This is a genomic window from Paenibacillus solanacearum (assembly GCF_910593845.1).
GTDB lineage: Bacteria > Bacillota > Bacilli > Paenibacillales > NBRC-103111 > Paenibacillus_G > Paenibacillus_G solanacearum.
Genome location: NZ_CAJVAS010000003.1, coordinates 261,437 through 285,634 on the forward strand (window position 1 = coordinate 261,437; position 24,198 = coordinate 285,634).

Below are 24,198 nucleotides of genomic sequence, written 5' to 3' on the forward strand. Positions count from 1 at the left end.
TGTAAACCGGAGAGTGGTGAAATCTTCCCGTTAAGTAACGGTTTGTTTACCAGAACCTGTCCACTTAGCGGGAAGATGTTCAATATCGCGGCAGCCTATTAGGCTTGATCATCCTGCTTACGTCCGAAATACTTTAACCAAGTCTTTAAGCTCGTGCATCATTGTGTTCAAATTTTGTGCTGAACGATTGATGGTTTCCATAATCGCTGTCTGCTCCTCCGTCGAGCTTGCTACCATCTGAGAATTGTTGGCGGACTCTTTGGCAATACCTACCATATCCTCTAGCGATGCGGTAATTTGCTCGGTACCGGCAGACATCTCTTCGGTTGTAGCCGAAACCTCCTGGATTTGTTCCGACACATGGCGAACCGAGTTGCGTATCTTACCGAATGCTTCTCCGATATGCTGCATTTTCTGGATGCCGTCGTTGATTTCGGTCACGTTATGCTGCATGGATTCAACTGCATTCGAGGACGAAGCCTGGATCTGGCCAATCAGATCGCTGATATCGGTTACCGAGCTCTTGGTTTCTTCCGCCAATTTCTTTACCTCATTCGCGACAACGGCAAAGCCGCGTCCTTGTTCCCCGGCTCTGGCAGCTTCTATCGATGCATTTAATGAAAGTAATGAAGTTTGATTGGATATCTCCGTGATCACACTCACAATATGTCCGATTTCAGCGGAGTGCGAGTTTAACTGCTGAATAACATCTGCGGCCTGATTCGCGGCGTTCACGATAATATTCATCTGGGATATGGCAATTTCGATTTCTGAATAACCGCTTTCCAGCTGGTTGTTTACATCCTGGGTTTGATCCGCGACAATTCCTGAAGATTCAGCGATACGCTGTACTCCTGCCGCCATCTCTTCCATAGCCCTGGCAGATTGTTCGGCGCCTTGTAACTGGTTGTCCGTACCGCTCGCCACCTCATTGATGGATGAGGCAATTTGGGCGGATGCCTGAGACGACTGCTCCGTTGACTCAAGCAATTCCTCGGTTGCTGATGCCACTTGTTGGATCGTTACATTGATTTTACGAACCATCTGACCCAAAGCGTCAACCGTAGCATTGATGCTGGCATTCATCTGGCCGAGCTCATCTTCTGAGTTCACGTCTACACGTTGGTTCAAATCGCCGTTGGCAACCAAGGTCATAACACGCGATATCCTGAGGATCGGTCTGATAATGTATCCCGTAGCAATGATCGCAATGAGGATAACAAGCACGGCGGCAATCAGTGCAAACACCATTGACATTTGCCGCGCATCCATCACTTCTTCGTATATTTCATTGGTGGGTGTAGTAACGACAAGCTTCCAAGATGTATTAGGGATCATAGCGAAATAGGAAAGCACTTGTTTCCCTTCGCTATTGATATAGAGGGAAGTGCCTTGATTCTGAGTCAGCATCTGCTGCAAGCTGGCTTGTGCGCTTTCAGACGTTTCGAAGTCCGCCGCTTTTTTGCCAATTTTAGAAGTATCCGGATTCGTGTAATACTCTCCGGAGCCGGACACGATAAAGCCCGATCCGGTTTTCTTAATTTTTATGGCACCGGTCAATTCTGTGATCGTTTCCGGCGATACGGTGATCGCAATCATCGCGGATACATTTCCGGAATCATCCAGAATGGGAACTGCGATTGGAAGCACATACTTGCCGGTTTTTTTGCTGATCAGCATATCGGAAATAATTGGCTTTTTCAGCTCGACCGCCTTTTTGAAATATTCGCGATCCGCAACGTTGATCGTAACATTATTGAGATCGGTACCGTCACCTTTCGGATTCACGACCATATATCCGTCGATCTGACTATCTGCTTCGTCCATCACCCGCAATACCGGAAGTATCTTTTGGGAATCGCCGGTTTTGAATTCCGGATGCTGCTTAATGATTTCTTCCACGGCAGATATTTTGAGCTCCAGCCAATCCTGAATCCGATCAATGTTCAGTTCGGCGATCTGCTGCTGAAATTGCTCATTTTGAGTCTTTACCACTTTGTCGAAAAAACTGGTAAGAAACCCGGTGGAAGTAAGCAACGGAAGCATGGATAGAACGAGCAGCAAGGCGGATAACTTCACTCGAATGGATAATTTCTTCAAACGCAATGATGAAAATGAAAATTTCAACGAAGTCTCCTCCTTAAGAACTATACGAAATCTTGTAATATATTATCACTTTTTGTCATATCTCGTCACTAAATAATTCGATCTGTGATAATCGATAGGAGTAAAGGGGTATGTGCATCTGAAATAGAAAAGCACCTCTCGGTCTGGTAGCGTGCGATTGTTCAGATCCGCACATTACCATACCGAAGAGGCGCCTTCTCCATGAGAAACAAAAAAGCCATCACTCGATCAATATGATTTGCCATACCACCTATTCATTCGTTCCCAAAGGAAGCGGGCTTCTTCCTTTAGATCCTGCGGGATTTGTAATTCAGGGAGCTGAAGCTCTTCACATAAATGCATGCCCATGAGCAGATTCCCTAAATAATTCACATGCAATCGGTCACGCATCAATCTTCCGTATTGTTCAGGTTCATTTCGATAGAAAGGCTCGAAGCGGCTGTATGTATCGAGGTGAGTCATCCCCATTTCCGCTGATAATTTTCGGTTTGCTTCTACAATTTTTTCGAAAGAAGCTTTGAATCCTTCATTGTGCAGGTGATGAATAGGGCAGTAATACGAATGCAGCACCGGTTCGGCATGAACACGTCGTACGGCCTCGCAAACGGTACGTATATTGTCAATATATTCCTTGGTAGATTTCCCTTTCGCAGCATCGTTTCCGCCAACGGTGATGATAACGGCCGAAGGTTGGAAAGACAGAACGTCTCTTTCCAGCCGCATAAGCAGATCGCCACTCGTTTCGCCACCGATGCCCTGATTAATCATACAAACATGCTTACCGATATGCGCGCGCAAACTTATACCGAGCCAATCAACCCAATTATGCCGGCCGGCACTCGACCAAGTGAGCTCCGTGTTACTTGAGCCGAAAGCAATGATACGGAAAGATTTCTCGGGATGTTCTTTCCATTCCTGTAAGTTAATCATCTGAACACACGCTCCGTTTGTTTAATAAGTTAACTTTCAAATACTCATTCATAATAGCAGGATGGTCGCCCCGATCATCGGGACAAGCGCCATGGCCGCTTGCAAATACAGAAGAGGGACGCGGCGGGTCAGTTTGGCTCCAAGGTAGGAGCCCATCATAATGCCTACCGTTACGGCCAGTAGAAGATGTATATCCAAATAGCCCAGCCTATAGTAACCGACGCCGCCCCCTAGTGCAATAGGAACAATGACGAGCATGGTTGTACCCGCAGCATATCTAGCCGACATCTTGAGCACGGTCATCAGCCCGATCTGAATAAAAGGAGTGGCGCCGATACCGAATAGGCCGGATAAAGCCCCCGTACCGAGCCCGACGCAGCTGGCTGAAGCCCAATATTTCGGGCCTTGCGTCTTCATCGGGTCCGATTCATGCTGCAAGCGTGCGGCCAGCGCTATGCGCAGCCAAAGCATCAAGCCTGATATAAACAGTATGCTGGAAGTCATCCATTTCAACTGATCGGCAGGAATCAATCCGGATAACTGTGAACAACCCCATGCACCGGCTGCACCGCATATACCAACGACCAACCCGGCCCGAAGCCGGGCATTGCCTTCGCGGTAATGGCTCAACGTTCCAGACAACGATGAGAAAAACATAGCCGATAGCGCCGTTCCGAGAGCCGTATGTATAGGATAACCGAAACCTACCGTCAAGATGGCAATGATGAATCCGGAACCTCCTGCGCCGGTAAATCCAAGCAATAATCCTGCGGCAAACATGCAAAAAGCAACTTGTACAAACATACGTACGCTCCTCATCCTTCGTTGTCACTCTCTGCACTTTATTAAATCACCGATATATTATGATGTCTAATGTATAAAATCTATAAGATCGATGTTATTATGTAATCGAATGAAACGACAGTTGAAATGGAGTGTCGGCGGATGGAATGGCAACAACTTGAGTATTTTCACACAGTCGCTGAATTGCAGCACTTTACAATGGCCGCTCGTAAGCTATCGGTTGCGCAGCCGACTTTGAGCAGATCGATTTCCAAGCTGGAAAGTGAATTGGGTGTCCCGCTTTTCGACAGACAAGGTCGAGGAATCACCCTTAACGCTTATGGCCGTATGTTTCATGCAAGAACAGCACGTATTCTTCAGGAAATGCAGGAAGCTAAGCAGGAATTGCTCTATTTGCAAAATCCGGACACGGGTACGGTTTCCCTTGCTTTTCTGAAGTCGTTAGGCATCAGCCGAGTTCCCAAATTAGTTCAGGGATTTCTTGAACTATATCCGAATGTCACGTTTCAGCTTTATCAGAATGCGACCCGAACGATGCTTGACCAATTAGAGAGAGGGGAGATCGACTTCTGCCTGGCGTCCATGACGGAATCAAGGCCTGGCATCCAATGGACGGAACTCTGGACGGAAGAACTGTATGTATTCGTACCCCATAGTCATCCGCTGGCAGGAAAGCAGTACGTCACTCTCCAAGATATAAGTGGTGAGCGATTCGTCGTGCTGAAGCAGGGCTACAGCACGAGGGCGATTCTTGATCAGTTATTTTCCGAGATCGGAGTAGAGCCTCTGATTGCCTTCGAAGGGGAAGAGGTGGTTAGCGTGATGGGATTTGTATCTGCTAACCTGGGTATTGCGCTGCTTCCGCAAGTGGATGAACTAGGGACGATGAACGTTTCTCGGCTCTCGATTGCAGATGCGCGATGTGAACGAAGAATTGGATTGGCATGGAGAGAGGGTCGATTCATTGCGCCTGCGGCCGAACGTTTCCGTAATTACTTGATCGAAGCAACAAGTATGGCGTGAGAGCGGACGTTGATAATTCCGGCGGGGCGACAAGGTGGCGGATCGCAAAGCATTTGTGTAAAGGTGAGTATGTGTAATGCTTTTATTGGAAGCGAAAAGATGACATCTGATTTTATTCAGATATCATCTTCGTTATTGCGTGTTACGTAGTAGATGTTAGTCGTTGAGGCATAATCACGAATCCAGTTGCCTTTCGCGATTTCAAAACAGTAATCAGCTGGTTCTGGAGGGAAGCGTGACATGTTATCTCAACAATAACCTCGCTTTTACGACTCGCAAGAACTTTTAGTTTTTTCGTTTTATTGAACGCTACTTCGATGATCAATCCTAAGATAAAACCGCCTGTTAAGCCAAGCAACCCCCAAATGACGGGTCCCCAGTACAATACGAATCCATAAATAACGCCCAAGACTGAAAAGATCGTTCCGATCATCATGGCGCCGTCCAGCATACTTTTGCCGTCGACCCGATGAATTGAGTCAAGGATATGGGTTTGAGAAACAAGATTTTCCAGAGGCAGTGCAACGATATTCTGCGGCGGAACTCCCAGTTTCTCTACATCATGAATTACCATCTCCACAAAGGTGAATGTTCAAATGCGGCGAGTATTTGTACAGTCTCGTTTTCGGTTGCGATTCGTTGTCCCAAGTTTTCAGCCCTCACTCTTAGGTATCGAATTTGTTCAATATCGAATAACGTATTGTTTTCGATTACTGCGGTATATGCCTGATAGATCGCAAAGCCGTACATGGAAGGCAAAAAAAGGAACCACTGCCAGTCTGCAATGGCGGTTGCACCTCTAAAATCCCCAAGGAACGAATAGAGCCAGCTACGAACCGCAACGGCCTTATAGCAAACCACGATCCACCAAGCCAATATAAAGGTGCCAACGATCGTAGTCCCCCCATATAATTGTCCTAAGCCAGGACATAAAACAGACCAGACCAATCCTGTCCAAGGATTTTTCTTGTCAAGAGTGACAACGTCAAAAAAGCTAACATCTGAAGGTGTGACCGGTGCGTCTTCAATTTCGGATAAAGCGTGACTTTTCTTAATCTCAACTGCGCAACGGTAACTGTCCCAGATGCTGTATACATATACCGCCACATAAAGCAAAGCCCAATCCTGATTGATTTGAGCCTTTGCCTCTTCGAACCTGCCAAGAAAGGATAAGGCAATTCCCATGTTAAGATTAGACTGGTTGTTTACCACAAGCTCCCAGATGATCAGCACAAAACCGAGTAGGTACTTACCTAAAAACATGTGCCCAAATCCTGGAAAGGCAACCGACCACCAGGCTGTAACCCAAGGTGTACGAGGATATACCGAATTGATTCCAAATACGGAAATTTTCCCTTTGGGATAGCGAGGTTTTATGTTGGCTGACTGGAACTTCTGATGTGGCATAAGTTATTTCTCCTGCAGATTGATGTCCTCATGTAATTTAACCAATAACTACCTGTGTTATTCTGGGGATGCTAAGGGTATTAGATGTATAAAATTGCAAGGTTAGGGATATTATTATCACTTTTAGATCAATAATGCTAAATAGAGAATGAAGAAAGTTGGCGATTTAAATATGGCATATGTTTCTTATGTCTTTGCGTTTTTTTTAGTCTTGAATCTTATTTCATTCTTGGTCCCTAGAAAACTAAGCAAAATCGAGATATACGCTACTACCTTCTTTGCCTACTCCTATGGTCTCACAACAGACATGGTGCTTGATCTACATTACAATCTTTATGGTTATTTTTCCTACGGTTTTCAGTGGCTATCGTTGTTAGGAATTATCATGTACTTTCCTTCAATTAGTTTTTTGTTCTTGAATTTTTTTCCTATGGAAAAGAGGATGCGATCCAAAATCGCTTATATTTTGGTTTGGACGGTATTTTCAACTGGAGTTGAATGGCTCATAGTACAGACCGACTTTTTTTATTACAATGGCTGGAAACTGTGGTACTCGGCTTTATTATATCCCTTAATTTTCATGGTTCTTATCGGTAATTTAAAACTCGTAAGAAAGCATATGGAACCTTAATATCAATCCCGTAATGGGGACTTACTCCGCGGCTATCATTTTTGAACATTCCGCAATTTGGTGAAATGCATATCCTCCTTAGCAAAAAGACAACATAATATTGTGTGGCATTGGTAATATTAGGGGGAGAGTTATGGAGAACTTTAGAAATCAATTTCGTAATAAACGTTACATGGCGCACGTCAGCATATTGGGAACAACGCAGCTGCATAAGCGAAATCCCATTACAATAGCCTGTTGGTCCATGGCTTTTCCTGGTTTTGGACATTTGCTCTTAAATAAATATTTGCGCGGATATGCTTTGATTTTGTGGGAGATGTTTATTAACCAGAAAATACATTTAAATTCAGCCATGGTTCATACGTTTAACGGCCAATTCCAGGCAGCCCGAGATGTATTGGATCCTAAATTCATGTCACTTTATATCCCTGTTTACTTATTTGCAATTTATGATAGTTATCGAACTTCTGTTGATATGAACAAAATATATGTACTGGCTCAAAGGGAAAAAGGACACTTTAATGAGTTTAGTATCGGAGCACTGGAGATCAATTACCTCGATAAACGTAAACCATGGCTAGCTGCTGTATGGTCCATGGGCGTTCCCAGCGTTGGCCAGCTGTACCTGCATCGTATTGTGCTGGCAACGTTTATTTTATTAAGTACGATTGTAATCGTATGGCAATCAAATTTAGTCCTGGCGATACATTATTTAATCTTGGGAGACGTGGCTGCCTCCTCAACGGTCGTTGATAAGCAATGGTTATTGTATTTCCCCTCGTATTATTTCTTTACCATTTATGATGCTTACACAAACACCGTAGAAAATAACAAGCTGTTCGATGATACTCAGAAACAATACCTTATAGAAAATTACCAGCCTGTAGGGCATCTCGTTACAATTGGAGAGATCAATAACGATGCAAATTTTCGCCACATTTGAGTATTCAACCCTCCTCGAAATAGCCATAACAGAACTTGAGGAGAAGGGAATAACTGCCGTCTACGCCGTACCGCTTGATTTACGTAAAAAAGAACCGAGACTTCTTGATAATATCCACCGAGCCGATGGACTGTCATTTATCGATAAAGGTATGATTTTTGCTTTTATGCTTGCAACTATCGGTGCTAGTAAAGGCTTCGTTTGGGAAGGAGGGCCAATTATATGGGGGATTGTAGGCGCAATTATAGGATTTCTTATAGGCGTTGCCCTGAGCTGGATCATTTACCTATTGAAACGAAACAAAAAGCAGCTTCAACTTAAAAAGGGTAAAAAGGGCGAAGTTATACTCATTGTTACGTGTGAGGACAACCTGGCATCCGTTGTAGAAGATATACTCTGGGACCATAAAGCTATTGGCTTAGCTAGAACAAGATAAGAAACACGCTGTGCAGCGAAAATTGCTGTCAGCTCTGGGCCACCGATGATATCGCTGGTCTTTTTTTATTTTCGCTTGTGCTCGACGATGGCTGCGATTCGGACCGCCCAACCTCGGCCGATTTCGTAACCCCTCCCGGACTTTCACGTATAGAAATGTAAACATAATCCCTTTCATGGATTGTTGTTTAAAAAAACAGAAGCCGAGGAAATTGTCCTATGAATGAGGAAATTACGCTTCAAGCGGACCTGTGGTATCGGCTGGCCGAGCAAAAGGCGGCTCATTATTTCGCATCGCTTTACGAGCAGGTCAAAGAAAAAAACGATGTATCGCCATTGATAAATGATTTTGAATTGTGGAAAAAAAGCCATATAGGTCGTCGTCATTCGCTACTGTCCATTTTTTCACAAGCCATTCGAAAACCGGATTCCCGGGACTATCACAACTATATACGCTGGCTGAACCAAACGGGCAAACTGGATGGTTTTCTGGATCGAAGCGTCTCCTATATTTACTTGCGGGATCTGGGCAAGTCGCTGAACGATTCCGCTACCCAGACCCGGATTCAGCAGGTAGTCGCTGACGTCAAGAGGTACTTGATCCGTTCCTTGTCGGCAAACGGAGGAGTGGAGCCGGAGTTTATGAGCTTGGCCGGGCTGTACCGCTGGGCTCAGAAAGAAGGGATAGAAACCGCGATCATCTGGGTAATCGACAAGCTCAACTCCGTTTCGGCGCACATTCCGAAGGAAATGAACGCCGAGCACTCGATGCGCAAGCTTATTAAGATCATCACCGGAGTTGTACTGCATGTCATGGAAGAGATGGGCGACCATACGCCGCCTGCGGAGCGTGCGCGCAGACTGGATGAAGCGATCCGGCTCGGGTACTCGTACGGTCTGACTTATCCTTTTATTGACGATTTGCTCGATTCCCCGGTCTTAACCGTTCGAGAGAAAGAACAATACGGCAGCATGATCCGAACCTCTCTGCTGACCGGAACCGTGCCGGAACTCGGGAAATTGGCCGGACCCAACAAGGAGATGATCCGGTACGTGCATGCCGAGCTTCGGGACGCTTACGCTTATATCAAGCGGCTTCAGCGGCCGGAGACGCAGCGCCTGTTTTTCGAACAGTCCTATATATTTTTCCATGCTCAGGATATGGATCGTATCAAAGAGCTTTCGAATCCGAGTTACACGAACGAAGAGCTGTACGTGCCGATCATTTTGAAATCCGCCTTTTCCCGACTGATCGTCCGGTCTGTCATTCATGCCCCTGCGGACGAAGGCTTTGACCAGCGAACCTTTTATTACGGCATCTATAACCAGCTTGCCGACGATTTTGCCGATATGTTTGAAGATATAGAGGCCGGCGCGGTGACACCCTTTACGTATTATTTGACCTATGGCGCCGAGCGGCCGGACTTGATCAATCCCTTTGAGCTGTATTGGGCAGTCATCTCGCATTTGATTCATCAAGTATATGACGCCGATGCCAGAACCCGGGAAGTGATTCTCTCCCGCGTCATCAACGGTTTGAAACGATGCAAGCAGCGTGTAGGCGTAGAAACGTATAACGAAATTTTAAATGCGTTTACCTCCGGAATTCCGGAATTCAATCGTCTAGTCCAACAAATGGTCGAAAGAGCGGACGATGTCGATTTTTTCGACAAGCTGCTCCGCGATCAAATGGTAACTGTTCTGAAAAACGAACGAAGAGAGAAGCAGCAGTTCCTTGATAAGGTTAAAACGGTCCGCCAACAAATCAACAGTTTGCTGCTCCTCCCGAAGCAAGACGGGATGGAGCCAGCGAAGGCGGCGATGATCGACCTCGCCAATTACAGTCTCGAAGGGGGCGGCAAACGACTGCGGCCCATGCTGACCTGGGTCATGGGAGTCGACGAATACGGGCTTCAGCCAGCCGCGATCGCCCCGCTGCTGAGATCGCTGGAATATATGCATACCGCCTCCCTGATCTTCGATGACTTGCCGTCGCAGGATAACGCACCCGTTCGCAGAGGGCGACCGACCTTGCACGAGATGCACGATAGCGCCACTGCGGAATTGACCGGCTTGTATTTGATCCAAAAGGCGATAGAAGAACAGGCTTCCCTGGACGGGTTTGACGCCAAAGTCGTGATGGCCCTGATGCAATATTCGTCCCGAAGGGCGGGGGACATGTGCGCGGGACAGGCGATGGATTTGCAATCCAAAGGAAAAGTGCTGTCGCTGGAGCAACTGAACAGCATCTGTTTTTACAAAACCGGAATCGCTTTTGAAGCGTCGCTCGTTATGCCGGCCATCCTCGCTAAAGCCGAGGCAGCGGACATTGCCGGTTTAACCCAATTTGCCTACCATGCGGGCATTGCCTTTCAGATCAAGGATGACCTGCTTGATACAGAAGGACATCTGCATGTACTTGGAAAGCCCGCCGGCAAAGACATTGAAAACAACACCTCGACTTTCGTGACTGTTCTGGGTCAGGATGGCGCCAAAAAGGAGATGTGGGAGCACTACAGCCTCGCAATGGAGGAGCTGAAAAAGATGCCGCGCACTCCCGTATTTTTGAAACATTTGCTGACTTATATCATACACCGGGATCGTTGACAGTCTGCTGCATGCTGACATACTTTACCGGCGAGCCTGTTCCGTTATCCGGAGCAGGCTCTTTGGCGTGAAAAGTCGCTTATCCTCACATCGCAGGAACAAAACCATATGTCAGGCAATGTACTGCTTTTGTTACAATACAATCGGGACATTGGATGTGTATCGTTCGGCTATTTTTGAACGGGAGGCTATATGAAAAAAAAGCACTTGATCGTACTCACCGCGGGAGCTGTACTGGCTGCTGGAGCGGCAATCGCCGGTCTGCACGGCGATTTGCCCTGGCGAGCATCAAATCAGGAGGTGGAGGAAATGACTCCGGTAAACAATAACGATAATGGCGGGAACCTGGCGGCGCAGCCAGTTGATGAGAGGCTGCTTCAGAATCTGTTCCGTATCTCGTCCGGGCCTGACCAAGGCAAGAAGGTTCCGCTGTACGACGGCACGATCGAAAAGTATAACGGCTATTACTACGCGGCCGGAACCGGTACGTCCGGTACGCTGTACCGGTCCAAGGATATGATTCATTGGGAAGGGCCGGTGCGGTTCATCTCGAGAGACCCCGCTACGCTTCCGAAGTTCGCCGACAAGGATCGCACTTTTACGGAGTACGGCGCTTCAGACTTTTATTATCACAATGGCGTCATGTTCTATGGCTTTAACAGCAACAACCTGATTCACGGAAGACCGGACACGATGCCTACGGATAAGCCTTTGTTTCATCACAGCTTCGAGGAGGAGCAGTTCGATACGGGGATTGACCTGCAGTTTATGGTCGCGCATAACGGGGACTTGCTGTATTTGCGCAAGGCCAATCCCGCAGAATCGAACCCGAATACCGGGGAGCCGTTAGGCGGGAGAGCCGGTGTCTGGCTGTGGAAGGTGCAGTCCTTCTTCAATGAACGGGGGAATCCGGGTCGAGGTCTTGCGAAAGAGCTGCTTCATACACAGCCGGGACATTGGGGCAACATCAATTTCGTTAATTTCGAAGGACCGGAGATGTACTATCATAACGGTCAGTATTATTTGCTCTACGCGGCGAATCAGATGTTTCCGGAAACCGGATTATACGAAACCGGGGCCGCGCAGGCAGCCAATTATGATGATTTCACCAATGCGAACAAATATCCGGGCAAGCTGCTCGCCCGCAATCTCGAACGTCTTCTGCTCTACTATAAGGTGCTGCTGCCGACCTCGGAGCATGGCTCGCAGACGTATACATATACCTATGATCAGCCCGCTGCCGGCTGGGAAGGTGCGGCGTTCGACGATTCGGGCTGGAAGAAAGGGGAAGGCGGCTTCGGCTGGCCGACGCATAACCGGGCCCGGATTCCAAGCATTTATAACGGCGGAGTGACGAATGAAGCTCTAATCTGGGGAGCGCCGAAGGGACCTGCCCATATATGGACGCGACGGACGTTCAAGGTGGACATGGTTCCGGAGAAGGCGGTCCTTCGTCACCGGCTGCAGGGAGAAGGGAACATATATATTAACGGGAAGCGGGTAACGAGCGTGAAGGCTTCCAACCGAGCGTACCAATTCATCGAGATTCCTGCGGGACTGTTGAAGAAGGGCGATAATGTCATCGCCGCCGATGCGGTCAAGCTGGGAACGAATCCGAATCATCTCGATTACGGAGTATTCGATACGAACGGAATGCCCGTTGAGCCGGATATTATCGGTCCTACCCAGCCTAATGTGATTAAGGGGCCGAACGGCTTCGAGACTTGGGCCGTTTACAAAGCGTTCTGGAACAGCGTGAACGGCCAGGGCAAGGACCGGTTGTTTTTCTGGGGTGACGAGATGGTGGCTGACGGCGTAACGTCCGGACAATCTCCGGGCATGCACTTCGATGCGTTCGCGCCTACCTTCGAGGACCGATACGACTCTACGGACAGCCTCGGTCGCTATGAGAATGTTCCGGAGGGCGTCTCTGTTAAGGACGGAGCGCTTCTGCTCGATGCCACTGGACAACAGAAGCAAGTGCTGCTGAAGGGCTACACAGGCGCCAACTTCTTCTTGGAAACGAACATTCGGTTTGACGGTCAAGCCGCAGGCGAGCTTGGTCAGGCCGGCGTTACCGTATGGTATAAGGATGAAGCGAATGTCGTCCGGCTTCTTGTGGATCGCGACAAGAGGCAGCTGATCGTATCCGTTGTATTGGACGGGAAGTCTGAAGTCAAGACGCTTGAGCTTCCGTACACGTTCAAGTTTCTTGAGGAGGACGCACGGGTATCGGACTTCGCGGAGCAGTATCATACGTTGAAGGTGTATAAGAACGGCTCCCGATTGTTCGCCGAGCTGGATCACTACAAGCTCAATAACGACAAACCGGTTCTGGAGGACGAACGGATGGCGGGTCCTGGCCAAGTCGGCTTGGCCGCATCCGGCTCCAAGGTCAGTATGGACAATACCGTACTTACCACCGGATGGAGCGAATACAAGTCATACATGAACGGATGGGACGCTTCGTGGTTGGTAACCGGAGACGGATTAAAGTCGCCTGCGGGCGGGAAGGCGTTGACAGTCAAGGGAGACCGGGTACGCGAGCATGAATTTTCCGTCAATGTAGATTCTGTCAACCTATCCAAGTCGGGAGAAGCGGGCATCGTCGTCGCTTATGTCGATGAGGCTAATTATATCGTCGCTTACACCGATTATGCCGACAAACAGCACGTACTGCGTCAAGTGAAGGACGGCAAGGAAACGGTGCTGGCTAAAGCTCCAACCGCCAGGTATACGATATACGGTCATTCCAACTATGACGGACAGGTTCAGAAGGAGTATGTATACGATGTGCGAGGAGTTGCGCAAATTTCTCAAGCAAAGATGTTGTGGACCGCGGGACCGTTCGACTACTTGAATACAACCTTCCAGCTGCCGGAATCTTCGTCTTCGTCCTTCGGTTTGGACAGCCGAGCGTCGGCGGAAGGGAAGTGGGAGACGCTGCCCGTCGACTACCAAGCGAGAGGCAAAGGCGATTACCACATCGCGGATTTCAAATCGCCTGTTATTGCCAGCCAGCTGCGGCTGCGTGTACCGGCTGTGAATAACCGTCCGTTCTCCCTCGCGCTCCGCGAGGAAATCAGCTCCCGAAATTTTTACAGGACGGTTCGGCTGGACGGACGTCTGTTCGTTTGGGTCAACCATCAGCTCGTATTCAATACGGAAGATCCGTTCGTGAACAAGCCGGCTCAGGCCGGATTGTATACGAACAACATCGAAGCGCTGTTCGATTCCATAACGGCCTTTGGGATCGGCGAGGCTGCCAAGTAATCACGGAGTGAATCTCTGCGAATACGGGATACCTGGAAAGTACAGATAAATAAGAAGCTCAAATGCAAGGGATGAAAGACAATTCGTATTGGTTACGGATATGTCCAAGTTACCCCGCATTTGAGCTTTTTTGTTAGTGGGTATGTGCAATAAGAGAAGAATGTACAAATATTTTATGAGAATATCAATGTCACTTTGATTTCAGACTCTTTATACTTTGAATTGAAAAGGAATTGCAAGCGCTTTATTTCAAGGAGCATTTGCAAACGATTTCTAAACAAGGGGGAATCCGAGATGCACAGAAGATGGTTATGGGGCGCAGCCTCCGTCTTATTCGCGGCAACAGCCATGATGAGCGGCTGCAGCTCTGCCAAACAACAGACATCAGAGAAAGCAGTGGATCAGGCAGCTGCTCCAAAGAAAGATCCGGTGGAGCTTTCACTGCTTATGACAGGCACCGCGACGGACGAGGAATTTGAGAAAGTGTATGGAGCGGTACTCAAGAAGAAGTTCCCGCACGTTACATTCAAGAAAGTAACCGCAGATAACAAAATTGCCCGGATGGAGGAGCTTGTTTCCACCGGTCAGCCCGTGGATCTTATTTTCGCCAGTATCAACTACACAAGTGAGTATATTGTAGGCATGGGGCTCGGCACGGATATAAGCGATCTGATCAAATCATACAAATACGATACATCCGTTCTGGAGCCGTCTACACTTGAAATGCAGAAGCAAATAGCCAATGGAGGCATATACGGCTTGCCGGTCAGCACAACCGCGTTCACCGTCTTTTATAACAAAGACATCTTTGATCGGTTTGGGGTCGGTTATCCGAAAGATGGAATGACTTGGGACGAGATGTATTCATTAGCTCAAAAGGTGACCCGAAATGAGAATGGCAATCAGTACTATGGCTTTCTCATCTCACCGCTGCATTATTTGCTGAGCAATCAGCGCGGATTGCCTATGCTCGATCCCAAAACGCAAGCACCGCTCTTTACAGAAGAAAAGTATAAAGCAATCCTTGAAAATTTGATCCGGTTTTATCAGATCCCCGGAGCGGAAACGAATAAGTATGTATTGACTCGCGACGTTGCGAAAAACGCGATTATGTTTTTCGAGAACAAGAACGTTGCCATGTACGCTTACATGAACGGTCTTCGCCATGAAGAAATGGATAAGATGAACTGGGATATCGTCAGCATGCCTTCGTTCAAGGACAGTCCTGGTGTCGGTACACAGTCTTATCCGGGCTTTGTCTACCTATCCAAAACAAGCAAGCATCGCGAGCAGGCGTTCGAAGTGATGGCGTATCTCACTTCAGAGGAATATCAGCGATATCAAGCCGAAAGCTTGGCGACGTCATCCATATTAAAGAATCCCGACATTATGAAAAACTTCGCCAAAGGGTCGGTTTATGAAAGCTATTATAAAGGAAAAAACATCAAGGCGCTGCTGCCGGAGAAATTTGCCCCGTATTCGCCGAAAGACCAATATACCCGCGTTGTCGAGGCCCCCTTGGCTGAGGCGATGATGAAGGTGGCGAAAAATCAATCCGATATCAACACTGCCCTGCGTCAAACCTCCGAGAAAGCTGTACAGGAAATTAATAAAGTGAAGCAGCAGGAAGGCGCGAAAAATAAATAAAGAGCTGGTAGAACGTTGATGTCTTTAAGCATAGAGCCGGTACGATCTATATCGCCGTCTCGTCCGTCTGCATCTTCGACTTGCGGTATTCGGACGGCGATACGCCCTTCGTCTCCCGGAAAATCCGCGAGAACGTCTTATAGGATCCATAGCCGACTTCCAGCGCGATTTCAGACACGCTCATCTCCGTCGAAACGAGCAGGCTGCACGCATGGCGGATACGAAGATCCTGCAGGAAATGGACGTACGTTTGGCCGGTCGCTTGTTTGATCACTTCACTGACCCGGGAGACGCTTAGCGAGAACTGTTTGGCAATCTCGCCAAGCGTCAAGTCCTCCTGGTAGTTGCCGTTTATATAGTGGATGATCGGCCAGACGGCTCCTGCAGGCTTGGCTGACGCGGGTTCCTCGATCGGTGTTGTTTCATTCCGCCTCCGATAGCGGTCGAACCGGATGAGCAGCTCCTTCAGCTTAACCTGCAAGAAGCTGTTCCGCCATAGGTCGTTACCAGCGCATTCCTCCATCATTTCTTCCAGCAGCTTGTCCGCCCGCGCTTTATCCTCCCCTTCGAATTGAACGTAGGAAGGCAGCTGTTCGGTCCCGCTCACCATGCCGTTCATCAGCCCCTCCTGGTTCGGCTCCATGAGCAGTTCCATGCTGAACCGGCAATTGTACAGGATCAGCTCCGATTCCGGATCGGTAAACAATTCATGAATTTGGTAAGGCAGCAAAAAAGAAAAAGTCCCCGGCTCCATCCGATGCTTTACCCCGTTAATCGTTTCCCAGCCGGTTCCGCTCTTGACATATGAAAATTCCAGGTAATCCTGCCGGTGGGAAGGGTAGCCTCTCTTCAGCCGATTAATTCGGAGCTCGAACCGGAACGGGCTGTCCATCGTAGAAAAGGTTTTCAAATATATCGGGTATTGTGACATGATGACGGGTTCCTTCCGAAGAAATGGGATATTTATCGAAAAAAACGGAACGCTTTTCTCCTTCGTTTATTTTACCATAAATAGAGGAATAGCGTGCTCATAACAAGGGAGGCCCAATGTTCATGGCAAACAATGAGAAAGTGAAAATCGGCATCATCGGCGCAGGCAATATCGGCGGCGTTCACATGAAGGAATTTTCCAAGCTGGCGGGTGATTGTGTCATCACTTCGGTCTACGACGCTTATGCACCTATGGCGGAGTCGCGCGCGAAGGAGTTCGGCATCGCGACGGTGGCTAAATCTCCAGAAGAGCTTATTCATAGCAAGGATGTAGACGCGGTAATTATCGGGGTGCCTAATCAATTCCATGCCCCGCTGGCTATTCAAGCGTTAGAAGCGAACAAGCATGTGCTGCTGGAGAAACCGATGGGGATCAGCGCGGACGCGGCAAGAGAAATTTATTCAGCCAGCCAACGATCCGATAAAGTGCTGATGGTGTCCCACCAAATGAGGTTTCAATCGGTAGCGCAGCAAATTAAGGATCAGGTTGTGGCCGGCGAGCTCGGACGCATCTATACAGCGAAGACCGGCTGGTTCCGCCGCAAGGGCATCCCGGGCTGGGGGACCTGGTTTACGCGCATGAATCAGTCCGGCGGCGGCCCTTTGATCGATATCGGCGTTCACATGCTCGACCTTGCCTTGTATTTGATGGGTAATCCGAAGCCGGTGTCCGTCTATGGCGCCACTTACGCTGAGTTCGGCCCGCGGCGCAAAGGGATCGGCACGTGGGGAACGCCGAACTGGGACGGCATCTACGACGTGGAAGATTTGGCGACCGCGCTGATCAAGATGGAAGACGGCAGCACGTTGTCGCTCGAAGTAAGCTGGGCGGTACATATGGATACGGACAATACGCCGTTCATTCATCTGATGGGTACGGAAGGCGGCGCTGCCTATCGAGGCAACAAAGGCAAGCTGCTGACCGAAAAATTCAATCGTCCGATCGAGACGGAGATTAGCAAGCCGGAGAATGACGAAGGTGAGCGCGTACGCCTCAGCCGTCACTTCCTGCAGTGCGTCAGAGAAGGCAAGCAGCCGATCAGCTCGGCGCTGACAGGGTTGACGAACAACCTTGTGCTCGATGCCATCTACGAATCTTCCAAATCCGGCAACGAAGTCAAGTTGAACTGGAATCTGTAAATTCAAACCATATTATAGAAGAAAGCGGGAACGGAACATGTTGAGAGGATTAACGCGCGCCGGAATGGGCGATATCGAAAGCGATGAGCAGCTAATAGAGCTTGCCGGCCAATATGGCTTTCAGGCTGTGGATGTGGACGTCAGAGGGCTTGTCGAACGCAGCTCCGCAGAGAAGGTGAAGGAGCTTCTGGAGCGGAACGGCCTCGTCATCGGCAATTTCGGCTTCGGTGTCGAGTGGAGAACGTCGGAGGAGAAGTTCCGTGAAGGACTGAGCAGGCTGGCTCAAACGGCTGCAGCGGCTCAAGCGGTCGGCGCAAAGAACTGCTGCACGTATATTCTGCCTTCTACCGATCAAAAGGCTGCACACTTCATGGCGCTCGCGACACGCCGCCTGCGTACGTGCGCGCAAATTTTGGACGCGTTCGGTCTGCGTCTTGGCCTGGAATTCGTAGGCCCTCACCATTTGCGGACCAAATGGGCGAATCCGTTCATCTGGACGGTGGACGAGACGCTCGACTGGATCGATGCCATTGGACAAAAGAACGTAGGGCTGCTGTACGATTCGTTCCACTGGTATACGAACGGCCTGACGGTAGCGGATATCGAGAAGCTGGATGTCAGCCAGATCGTTCATGTGCATATTAACGATGCGCCGGATGTACCGATGGAGGAAGCACTCGACAACGGCCGCGTCTATCCCGGTGAAGGTGTGATCGATTTGACCGGCTTCCTGCGCGGTCTACAGAACATCGGCTACAAAGGAGCCATCTCCCAAGAAATTTTGGCGCAGAAGAAGCCGACGGACGCCCCGGAGATTCTCGCACAGCACTCCAAAGCTTGCTTCGACAAAGTGTTCGGAACGGTTGGGCTGTAATCGTAACCAAAGGAAGGGGTGGAGAAATGTGACCTTGCAGGCGCAAAGACTTGAATTTGAAGCGGCAAAAAAGATCTATGAGAGTGCGACCGTTGTATTCCATGGCGTCGACGGTTTCGATGTCTACAATATTTCGATTCCGTTCCTATGGGACGGGAAGCGCTATTTGTTCGGGCGGGTAGAACGCCGAGACGAATGGGCCCGCTCTTGGGTCCGCCTGTTCGAGGAGACGGGACAGGATGAATGGACCGTGGTAAAGGATAGCATGATCTATACACTGGAGGACCCTTACATCACGGTGATCGGTGATGAGCTTGTCATGGGCGGGACTCATGTGCAATACGAACGCGGAAAATACAGCACGTTTTTCGGCTATTTCTTCCGGGGTACCGACCTCCACGATTTGTATTACTTCACTACCGGACCTAACAAAATGAAGGATATTCGCCTTGTTCCGTTGTCCGATGGCAAGATTGGCGTCTTCTCGCGCCCGCGCAGTGCGGAGATGAGAGGCAAATACGGGAGCGAGTCCATGATCGGCTTCACGGTCGTTGACACACTGGAAGAGTTGACTGCGGACGTCATCGAGAACGCACCGTACATTTACGGCATCTTCGGGGAAGGCGAATGGGGAGGCGTTAATCAGGCTTATTTGCTCGACAGCGGCAAAATCGGCGTCATTGGCCACATTAGCTACCGGGATACGGATGAGCGCGGAGGGGAAGTGAAGGTGTACCTGAACATGGCTTTCGTCTTCGATCCAATCACCCGAGAGTCCTCGAACCTTCATTTGATCGGAAGTCGTCCCTGCTACCCGCCGGGACCTGCCAAGACACCGCATTTGGTGGACTGCGTCTTTACTTCGGGCATTGTGATGCGTCCGGATGGCAAGGCCGATCTTTACAGCGGCATTGGCGATTGCCAGACGGGGCGTATTACGATCGACTATCCGTTCGAGGGACATGGGCGTATGGTTTAAAGGAAGAAGATGAGCGGGCTGCGAACCGGCTCGGGAGCAGGCTCAGCAGCCAAGCCATCATTTGAGATCGGCCGGGGCTTCCGAAGCAAGCACGCCTCTGCCGAAGAAGAAGCAGATGACGACGCCGGCAATGGCGAAGACAAGAGCCAGCCCGAACTGATGATGGAAGGCGTTCGTCAGGACGCCCGTCACCGTTTCCCTTAGCTCAGGCGTCCATTCCGATACATTCAGATCGTTCAGATTGATATTTGCGTTGCCGCCGGGAACAATATCCTTCAGCGCGGTCAAGCCGCTCTTCAGCCGCCCGGCGAGCAGACTGCCGAAGGCGCTCATGCCGATGCTGGCGCCCATCGTCTGAAACAGCTGCACGGTGGATTGCGCGATGCCCCGGTCCGCTTCCTCCGCGGATTCCTGAATGAGCAGAGTCTCCCCGGCCATCAAGGTTCCTGTGCCGATGCCCATGATGAAGAAGCAGAGGGCGGGATAGAGGAAGCTTTGGCCCGAATGGATCCGGAGGGCCAGCAGTAGTCCTGCAACCGGGAACAGGAACGAACCGATGAACAGCGTACGATAGGGGATGCGGGAAATCAGGAAGCCGCACGCCAGCCTGAACGGGAGGGCGCCGGCCATTAACATCAGCGTGAAGTAGCCGGATACCGTTGCCGAGAAGCCCATGGCGATCTGGGCGTAATACGGGAAGGAGGACGCAGTTCCCATCATGCCGCACATCACCGTGAACATCAGCAGGGCCATGACGACGATGTTGCGGTTCCGTAAGAGGCGCAGCGGAATGATGGGCTCCGCGGCCCGGCGTTCGATGAGTACGAACAGAACCAGCAGGACAGCGGAAGCGCCGAGCAGCGCCAGCACCGGAAGAGAGGTCCAAGCCAAGCCTTTGTTCTCGATCAGCACGGGAGCCAGCAGCAGGGATAAGATGGATCCCATCAGAGTCAGCGCTCCGGCGTAATCCACTGAACGCGATTCACGGTGTTTCTCTTCATGCAGACCCAGGAGCATCAGAAGGGCAGCCAGCGAGCTGACGGGAAGATTGATCAGGAACACCCAGTGCCAGCTCATATGATCCGCCACATAGCCGCCGATCATCGGGCCGACCAGTTGGGGCAGAATCATCATAATGCCGAACAACCCCTGCAGCTTGACGCGCTGCTCTAACGTAAAGGTTTCTCCGAAAATGACCATGGCCAGCGGCATCAGGCCGCCTGCTCCGACTCCCTGGATGCCTCGGCCTAGTAGCAAGAGTTCCATCGTAGAGGCGGAGCCGCTCACAAGAGAGCCGAGAATAAAGAGAGCGATACTGATCAGATATAGCCATTTACGTCCGAAGATGTCGGACAGCTTGCCCAAGATGGGCATGCAGGCGGTCATCGTCAGCATGTAGATGCCGGCTACCCAGCCGTATAGCGTCATGTCGTGCAGATCCCGGATAATGGTAGGCATTGCTGTCGAAATTACCGTCTCATCCAGTCCCGAAAAGATCATGCCGATCATAAGGGCGATAAAAACCATCATCTTGTTGGTTTGCTTCAAGGGGAATCCCTCCGTTATGATTGTCTAACAGTGTTAGTTTGAACCTTACAGTGTTAGATGGTATCATGAACCTATGAACCTGTAAAGGATAAACTTACACTGTTAGATACAAGGGCGGATACCGATGAAAAAGCAGCAGCCTCCAATTTCGGAGGATAAGATCTTGGAAGCGTCGTGGGAGCTTCTGGGGGAAGAAGGCATCGAGAAGTTCAGCATGAGACGATTGGCCGACCGGCTGGGGATTCAGGCTCCCTCTTTGTACTGGTATTTCAAGAGCAAGCAGAATCTGTACCAGCGTCTGGCCAACCAGGTATCGAGGATCATTCTGGAGGCGTTCCATTCCGAGGGGGACTGGAAGGCGCAGCTGACGGGGCTTGCGTTAACGGTACGGCGTGTGCTCTGCCGGTACCCTTGCTCCACACAGCTCATGATGCTGACGCTGCCCCTCGAGCCGGATATCGTGCGGTTCACCAACCGTATGCTTCTCTGCTTGGAATCGACACCACTTGAGCAAGAGCAGAAATTACAAGCGGTGTTTACGCTTACGAACTATGTCTTGGGATTCGTGTTGGACGCGGACCAGGATCAGCGCAATATGTCCGATACCCTTAAGGACAAGGGCGTGCATCCGGGTGAGGAGATCATCCGCCTTCTGGATTCCATGAGCGAGTCGGAAGCGGGATTGTTTCGGGGGATGTTCAAGCGCGGGCTGTTCGAGCTGATGGGGACTGACGAAGCGTTTGAATTCGGCTTGAAGCTGATTCTGCTCGGAATTGAGCAGGTGATACAGGAGCAGGAGAAGTAAAGTGTAAAAAACGCTCATCTCGTAGAGCAGATAAACCCGCTCTGGCCGGCAGCCGGAGCGGGTTGTTTGCTGACGTGTTCTTTCCATAGATAGGCGATCCCGTCAACATTTGGTATGATAGGGTAGATTCTGTTTTTTTATCATTTACCAATTCGACCCAGCGGGGAGGACCTTCATGATGTCAAGAACGTTTCGCAATCCGTTATTGGAAAAAGGCGCGGATCCGTGGATTTACCGGCATACGGACGGATTTTATTATTTTACGGTGACGCGGGGCAACCGGATCGATATGTGGAAATCGCCTACGATCAGCGGGATTGCCGACACAACGCCGCAAACCGTATGGCGGGCTCCCGAAACCGGGCCGAACTGCAAAAACATTTGGGCGCCGGAAATTCATTTCATCCAGGGGAAATGGTACATCTATTATACGGCTAATGACGGTCAAGGCGGCAAGCCTGGCGACCAGACGCGCCGATGCTATGCGCTGGAGAACGCGTCCGCCGATCCGCTCAGCGGCGAATGGGTGGACAAGGGGCAGATCCGCACGGCGATCGCCGGACTGGACGGTACGGTGCTGCAGCACCGGGACGAGCTGTATTTTGTTTATTCCGGGTATGGGAGTTTTCCGGATTACGGGTCAGCGCTCTATATGGTGAGAATGAGCGATCCTTGGACGACGATCGGCGATGAGGTGCTGCTGTCTGCGCCGACAGAGGCGTGGGAGAAGCAGGGCGGCATGGCGATTAACGAAGGACCGATATTCCTGAAGCGGAACGGCAAGTTGTTCCTCATTTTCTCGGCAAGCGCATGCTGGTCGGACGATTATGCGCTCGGTATGCTGACTGCTTCTGAGTCGGACGACATCATGAACCCAGCCAGCTGGATCAAGCACGATGGTCCTGTCTTCGCCAAAAGCGTAGAGAACCAAGCCTTCGGCCCGGGGCATAACGGCTTCACCGTATCGCCGGACGGCACAGAGGACTGGATTCTGTACCACGCGATTCCGGAATCGAACGGTGGGGCGAGCCGCCGGTGCGCTTGCGCGCAGAAGTTCGGATGGCATGCCGACGGCACACCGGACTTCGGTGTTCCCGCTCCCATCGGCAGTGATATCCCGGTGCCTTCAGGGGAATGAACAGGTTGAGGCGGCATCATCAACGCATTCGAGAAAGCTTGAGAAATCAAGCTTTTTTGTTTTTTTCTGAGATTTCTGTCGTAGCAGGACGCACAAATAAGGAGACATTGTAGTCAACGTCGCCATGTCAGGAGCAAATGCGGCCGCTCCGCGATGGTTTTTAATTTTAATAGAGTGTAGTATTTTCAATGCTGTTTGTTGTATATTACGGTTATTGGAAATATTTATCGTTCAGGGTTGGTGAGGAGAAGCAATGAGTGATAAATCTAGTGGTTGGGGAGGATGCTTAGGTTGGATCATTATGTTAGTGATTTTACAAGCGATCGGCCAATGGTTTACGGGCGGCGGGTGGAAAATTGTCTTAACATTTTTTCTAGTTGTCGCGGGGGCTTGGATCATTTACAGCGTCATGAAATACAAACAAGGTACGAATATACGTGAAGCTGAGCTTGAACAGCAGAAACAAATCAAGTTTGAGGGAATGGAAAGAGCCGTATTGAAATTAGCGGCTCAAAACGAAGGTTATGTGACAGCTGTAGATATTGCGATGACGACAAATTTATCTTTGGACGAAGCGCGTGAACTGCTGGACCAGCTGCATAAAAAAAGCTACGCGGCCCTGCGGGTTGCAGAGAACGGTTCATTTGTTTATTATTTTGATGGTTTTTTGAATCAAAAACAGAAAAAAGAAGCGGAGAAAGTGTAAAGCCGAATAGCGAGCTCAATCACAGACACGGGTATGACATAGCGTCCTCCCTGGGTCCAATAAAGTAAGATAACGTTCCAGGATCCTGCTGAAACGGCATAAAGACGATCATTTTCCAACGATGTGGATCATGATCGTTTTTCTTTTTTGAAGAAATGTTGACTGGAAGTAAAATATTTTGTAGTGCGTGA

Annotated in this window: 20 protein-coding genes; 13 read left to right on the forward strand and 7 right to left on the reverse strand. The window is 49.8% G+C overall.

Annotation, left to right across the window (positions count from 1 at the left end; genetic code table 11):
* Positions 1-117: 117 nt before the first annotated feature.
* From KXG62_RS05565 to KXG62_RS05575, 3 genes are all read right to left on the reverse strand, one after another.
* Positions 118-2,127, reverse strand: coding sequence for a methyl-accepting chemotaxis protein (locus KXG62_RS05565; RefSeq protein WP_218090934.1), 2,010 nt, complete (start codon positions 2,125-2,127; stop codon positions 118-120).
* Between the two features lie 228 nt (positions 2,128-2,355).
* Positions 2,356-3,057 (reverse strand): SGNH/GDSL hydrolase family protein, encoded by a 702-nt coding sequence (locus KXG62_RS05570; RefSeq protein ID WP_218090935.1) that lies wholly within the window; start codon positions 3,055-3,057, stop codon positions 2,356-2,358.
* Between the two features lie 48 nt (positions 3,058-3,105).
* Positions 3,106-3,861 (reverse strand): sulfite exporter TauE/SafE family protein, encoded by a 756-nt coding sequence (locus tag KXG62_RS05575; protein ID WP_218090936.1) that lies wholly within the window; start codon positions 3,859-3,861, stop codon positions 3,106-3,108.
* A gap of 141 nt (positions 3,862-4,002) precedes the next feature.
* Here KXG62_RS05575 and KXG62_RS05580 point away from each other — a divergent pair, with 141 nt between their 5' ends.
* Positions 4,003-4,884 carry a LysR family transcriptional regulator gene (locus KXG62_RS05580; RefSeq protein ID WP_218090937.1) on the forward strand — a complete coding sequence of 294 codons (882 nt, stop codon included), beginning with the start codon at positions 4,003-4,005 and terminating at the stop codon, positions 4,882-4,884.
* 142 nt (positions 4,885-5,026) lie between these two features.
* Here the strand turns inward: KXG62_RS05580 and KXG62_RS34005 are convergent, their stop codons facing one another.
* Together KXG62_RS34005 and KXG62_RS05585 are read right to left on the reverse strand one after the other, a co-directional pair.
* Positions 5,027-5,464, reverse strand: a complete 438-nt coding sequence (locus KXG62_RS34005; RefSeq protein WP_246627301.1) for a hypothetical protein — start codon at positions 5,462-5,464, stop codon at positions 5,027-5,029.
* Positions 5,452-6,291: a hypothetical protein gene (locus KXG62_RS05585; protein WP_246627302.1), complete on the reverse strand. Its 840-nt coding sequence runs from the start codon at positions 6,289-6,291 to the stop codon at positions 5,452-5,454. Before KXG62_RS05585 ends, KXG62_RS34005 begins: the two co-directional genes overlap by 13 nt.
* Before the next feature lie 172 nt (positions 6,292-6,463).
* Here KXG62_RS05585 and KXG62_RS34600 point away from each other — a divergent pair, with 172 nt between their 5' ends.
* The 6 genes from KXG62_RS34600 to KXG62_RS05610 all read left to right on the forward strand — a co-directional run bounded on the left by KXG62_RS34600 (position 6,464) and on the right by KXG62_RS05610 (position 15,827).
* The gene (locus KXG62_RS34600; RefSeq protein WP_425517334.1) at positions 6,464-6,922 is read left to right on the forward strand and encodes a CBO0543 family protein; all 459 of its coding nucleotides are present in this window, start codon (positions 6,464-6,466) and stop codon (positions 6,920-6,922) included.
* A 133-nt stretch (positions 6,923-7,055) separates the two neighbouring features.
* Complete coding sequence (locus KXG62_RS05590) at positions 7,056-7,865, forward strand: hypothetical protein (protein WP_218090938.1); 810 nt, start codon at positions 7,056-7,058, stop codon at positions 7,863-7,865.
* The gene (locus KXG62_RS05595) at positions 7,843-8,301 is read left to right on the forward strand and encodes a hypothetical protein (protein ID WP_218090939.1); all 459 of its coding nucleotides are present in this window, start codon (positions 7,843-7,845) and stop codon (positions 8,299-8,301) included. Before KXG62_RS05590 ends, KXG62_RS05595 begins: the two co-directional genes overlap by 23 nt.
* Before the next feature lie 218 nt (positions 8,302-8,519).
* Positions 8,520-10,907, forward strand: a complete 2,388-nt coding sequence (locus KXG62_RS05600) for a polyprenyl synthetase family protein (protein WP_218090940.1) — start codon at positions 8,520-8,522, stop codon at positions 10,905-10,907.
* Positions 10,908-11,099: 192 nt separating this feature from the next.
* Entirely contained in the window at positions 11,100-14,180 is a 3,081-nt protein-coding gene (locus KXG62_RS05605; RefSeq protein ID WP_218090941.1) for a glycoside hydrolase family protein, read from the forward strand.
* A 294-nt stretch (positions 14,181-14,474) separates the two neighbouring features.
* Complete coding sequence (locus KXG62_RS05610; RefSeq protein ID WP_218090942.1) at positions 14,475-15,827, forward strand: ABC transporter substrate-binding protein; 1,353 nt, start codon at positions 14,475-14,477, stop codon at positions 15,825-15,827.
* A gap of 46 nt (positions 15,828-15,873) precedes the next feature.
* On the opposite strand, the gene KXG62_RS05615 is transcribed toward KXG62_RS05610, so the two are convergent.
* Complete coding sequence (locus tag KXG62_RS05615) at positions 15,874-16,758, reverse strand: AraC family transcriptional regulator (RefSeq protein ID WP_218090943.1); 885 nt, start codon at positions 16,756-16,758, stop codon at positions 15,874-15,876.
* Between the two features lie 122 nt (positions 16,759-16,880).
* On the opposite strand from KXG62_RS05615, the gene KXG62_RS05620 reads away from it, so the two are divergent.
* The 3 genes from KXG62_RS05620 to KXG62_RS05630 are packed head-to-tail and all read left to right on the forward strand — an operon-like array spanning position 16,881 to position 19,810.
* A complete protein-coding gene (locus KXG62_RS05620) occupies positions 16,881-17,957 on the forward strand; it encodes a Gfo/Idh/MocA family protein (protein ID WP_218090944.1) in 1,077 nt (358 codons plus the stop codon).
* Between the two features lie 37 nt (positions 17,958-17,994).
* Positions 17,995-18,831, forward strand: a complete 837-nt coding sequence (locus KXG62_RS05625) for a sugar phosphate isomerase/epimerase family protein (protein ID WP_218090945.1) — start codon at positions 17,995-17,997, stop codon at positions 18,829-18,831.
* A gap of 28 nt (positions 18,832-18,859) precedes the next feature.
* On the forward strand, positions 18,860-19,810 hold the full coding sequence (locus KXG62_RS05630) for an MTP-1 family protein (protein WP_218090946.1): 951 nt from the start codon (positions 18,860-18,862) through the stop codon (positions 19,808-19,810).
* Positions 19,811-19,867: 57 nt separating this feature from the next.
* Here KXG62_RS05630 and KXG62_RS05635 read toward each other — a convergent pair whose 3' ends face one another.
* Positions 19,868-21,358 carry an MFS transporter gene (locus tag KXG62_RS05635; RefSeq protein ID WP_218090947.1) on the reverse strand — a complete coding sequence of 497 codons (1,491 nt, stop codon included), beginning with the start codon at positions 21,356-21,358 and terminating at the stop codon, positions 19,868-19,870.
* 124 nt (positions 21,359-21,482) lie between these two features.
* Here KXG62_RS05635 and KXG62_RS05640 point away from each other — a divergent pair, with 124 nt between their 5' ends.
* From KXG62_RS05640 to KXG62_RS05650, 3 genes are all read left to right on the forward strand, one after another.
* Complete coding sequence (locus KXG62_RS05640) at positions 21,483-22,163, forward strand: TetR/AcrR family transcriptional regulator (protein WP_218090948.1); 681 nt, start codon at positions 21,483-21,485, stop codon at positions 22,161-22,163.
* Positions 22,164-22,338: 175 nt separating this feature from the next.
* Positions 22,339-23,301: a glycoside hydrolase family 43 protein gene (locus tag KXG62_RS05645; protein ID WP_218090949.1), complete on the forward strand. Its 963-nt coding sequence runs from the start codon at positions 22,339-22,341 to the stop codon at positions 23,299-23,301.
* A gap of 253 nt (positions 23,302-23,554) precedes the next feature.
* Positions 23,555-24,007 carry a hypothetical protein gene (locus KXG62_RS05650; protein ID WP_218090950.1) on the forward strand — a complete coding sequence of 151 codons (453 nt, stop codon included), beginning with the start codon at positions 23,555-23,557 and terminating at the stop codon, positions 24,005-24,007.
* Positions 24,008-24,198 lie beyond the last annotated feature (191 nt).

Coding starts and splice junctions, on each gene's coding strand:
- KXG62_RS05570 (WP_218090935.1), bottom strand. CDS start 3,057: ATGATTAACTTACAGGAATGGAAAGAACATCCCGAGAAATCTTTCCGT.
- KXG62_RS05575 (WP_218090936.1), bottom strand. CDS start 3,861: ATGTTTGTACAAGTTGCTTTTTGCATGTTTGCCGCAGGATTATTGCTT.
- KXG62_RS05580 (WP_218090937.1), top strand. CDS start 4,003: ATGGAATGGCAACAACTTGAGTATTTTCACACAGTCGCTGAATTGCAG.
- KXG62_RS05585 (WP_246627302.1), bottom strand. CDS start 6,291: ATGCCACATCAGAAGTTCCAGTCAGCCAACATAAAACCTCGCTATCCC.
- KXG62_RS34600 (WP_425517334.1), top strand. CDS start 6,464: ATGGCATATGTTTCTTATGTCTTTGCGTTTTTTTTAGTCTTGAATCTT.
- KXG62_RS05590 (WP_218090938.1), top strand. CDS start 7,056: ATGGAGAACTTTAGAAATCAATTTCGTAATAAACGTTACATGGCGCAC.
- KXG62_RS05595 (WP_218090939.1), top strand. CDS start 7,843: ATGCAAATTTTCGCCACATTTGAGTATTCAACCCTCCTCGAAATAGCC.
- KXG62_RS05600 (WP_218090940.1), top strand. CDS start 8,520: ATGAATGAGGAAATTACGCTTCAAGCGGACCTGTGGTATCGGCTGGCC.
- KXG62_RS05605 (WP_218090941.1), top strand. CDS start 11,100: ATGAAAAAAAAGCACTTGATCGTACTCACCGCGGGAGCTGTACTGGCT.
- KXG62_RS05610 (WP_218090942.1), top strand. CDS start 14,475: ATGCACAGAAGATGGTTATGGGGCGCAGCCTCCGTCTTATTCGCGGCA.
- KXG62_RS05615 (WP_218090943.1), bottom strand. CDS start 16,758: ATGTCACAATACCCGATATATTTGAAAACCTTTTCTACGATGGACAGC.
- KXG62_RS05620 (WP_218090944.1), top strand. CDS start 16,881: ATGGCAAACAATGAGAAAGTGAAAATCGGCATCATCGGCGCAGGCAAT.
- KXG62_RS05625 (WP_218090945.1), top strand. CDS start 17,995: ATGTTGAGAGGATTAACGCGCGCCGGAATGGGCGATATCGAAAGCGAT.
- KXG62_RS05640 (WP_218090948.1), top strand. CDS start 21,483: ATGAAAAAGCAGCAGCCTCCAATTTCGGAGGATAAGATCTTGGAAGCG.
- KXG62_RS05645 (WP_218090949.1), top strand. CDS start 22,339: ATGATGTCAAGAACGTTTCGCAATCCGTTATTGGAAAAAGGCGCGGAT.
- KXG62_RS05650 (WP_218090950.1), top strand. CDS start 23,555: ATGAGTGATAAATCTAGTGGTTGGGGAGGATGCTTAGGTTGGATCATT.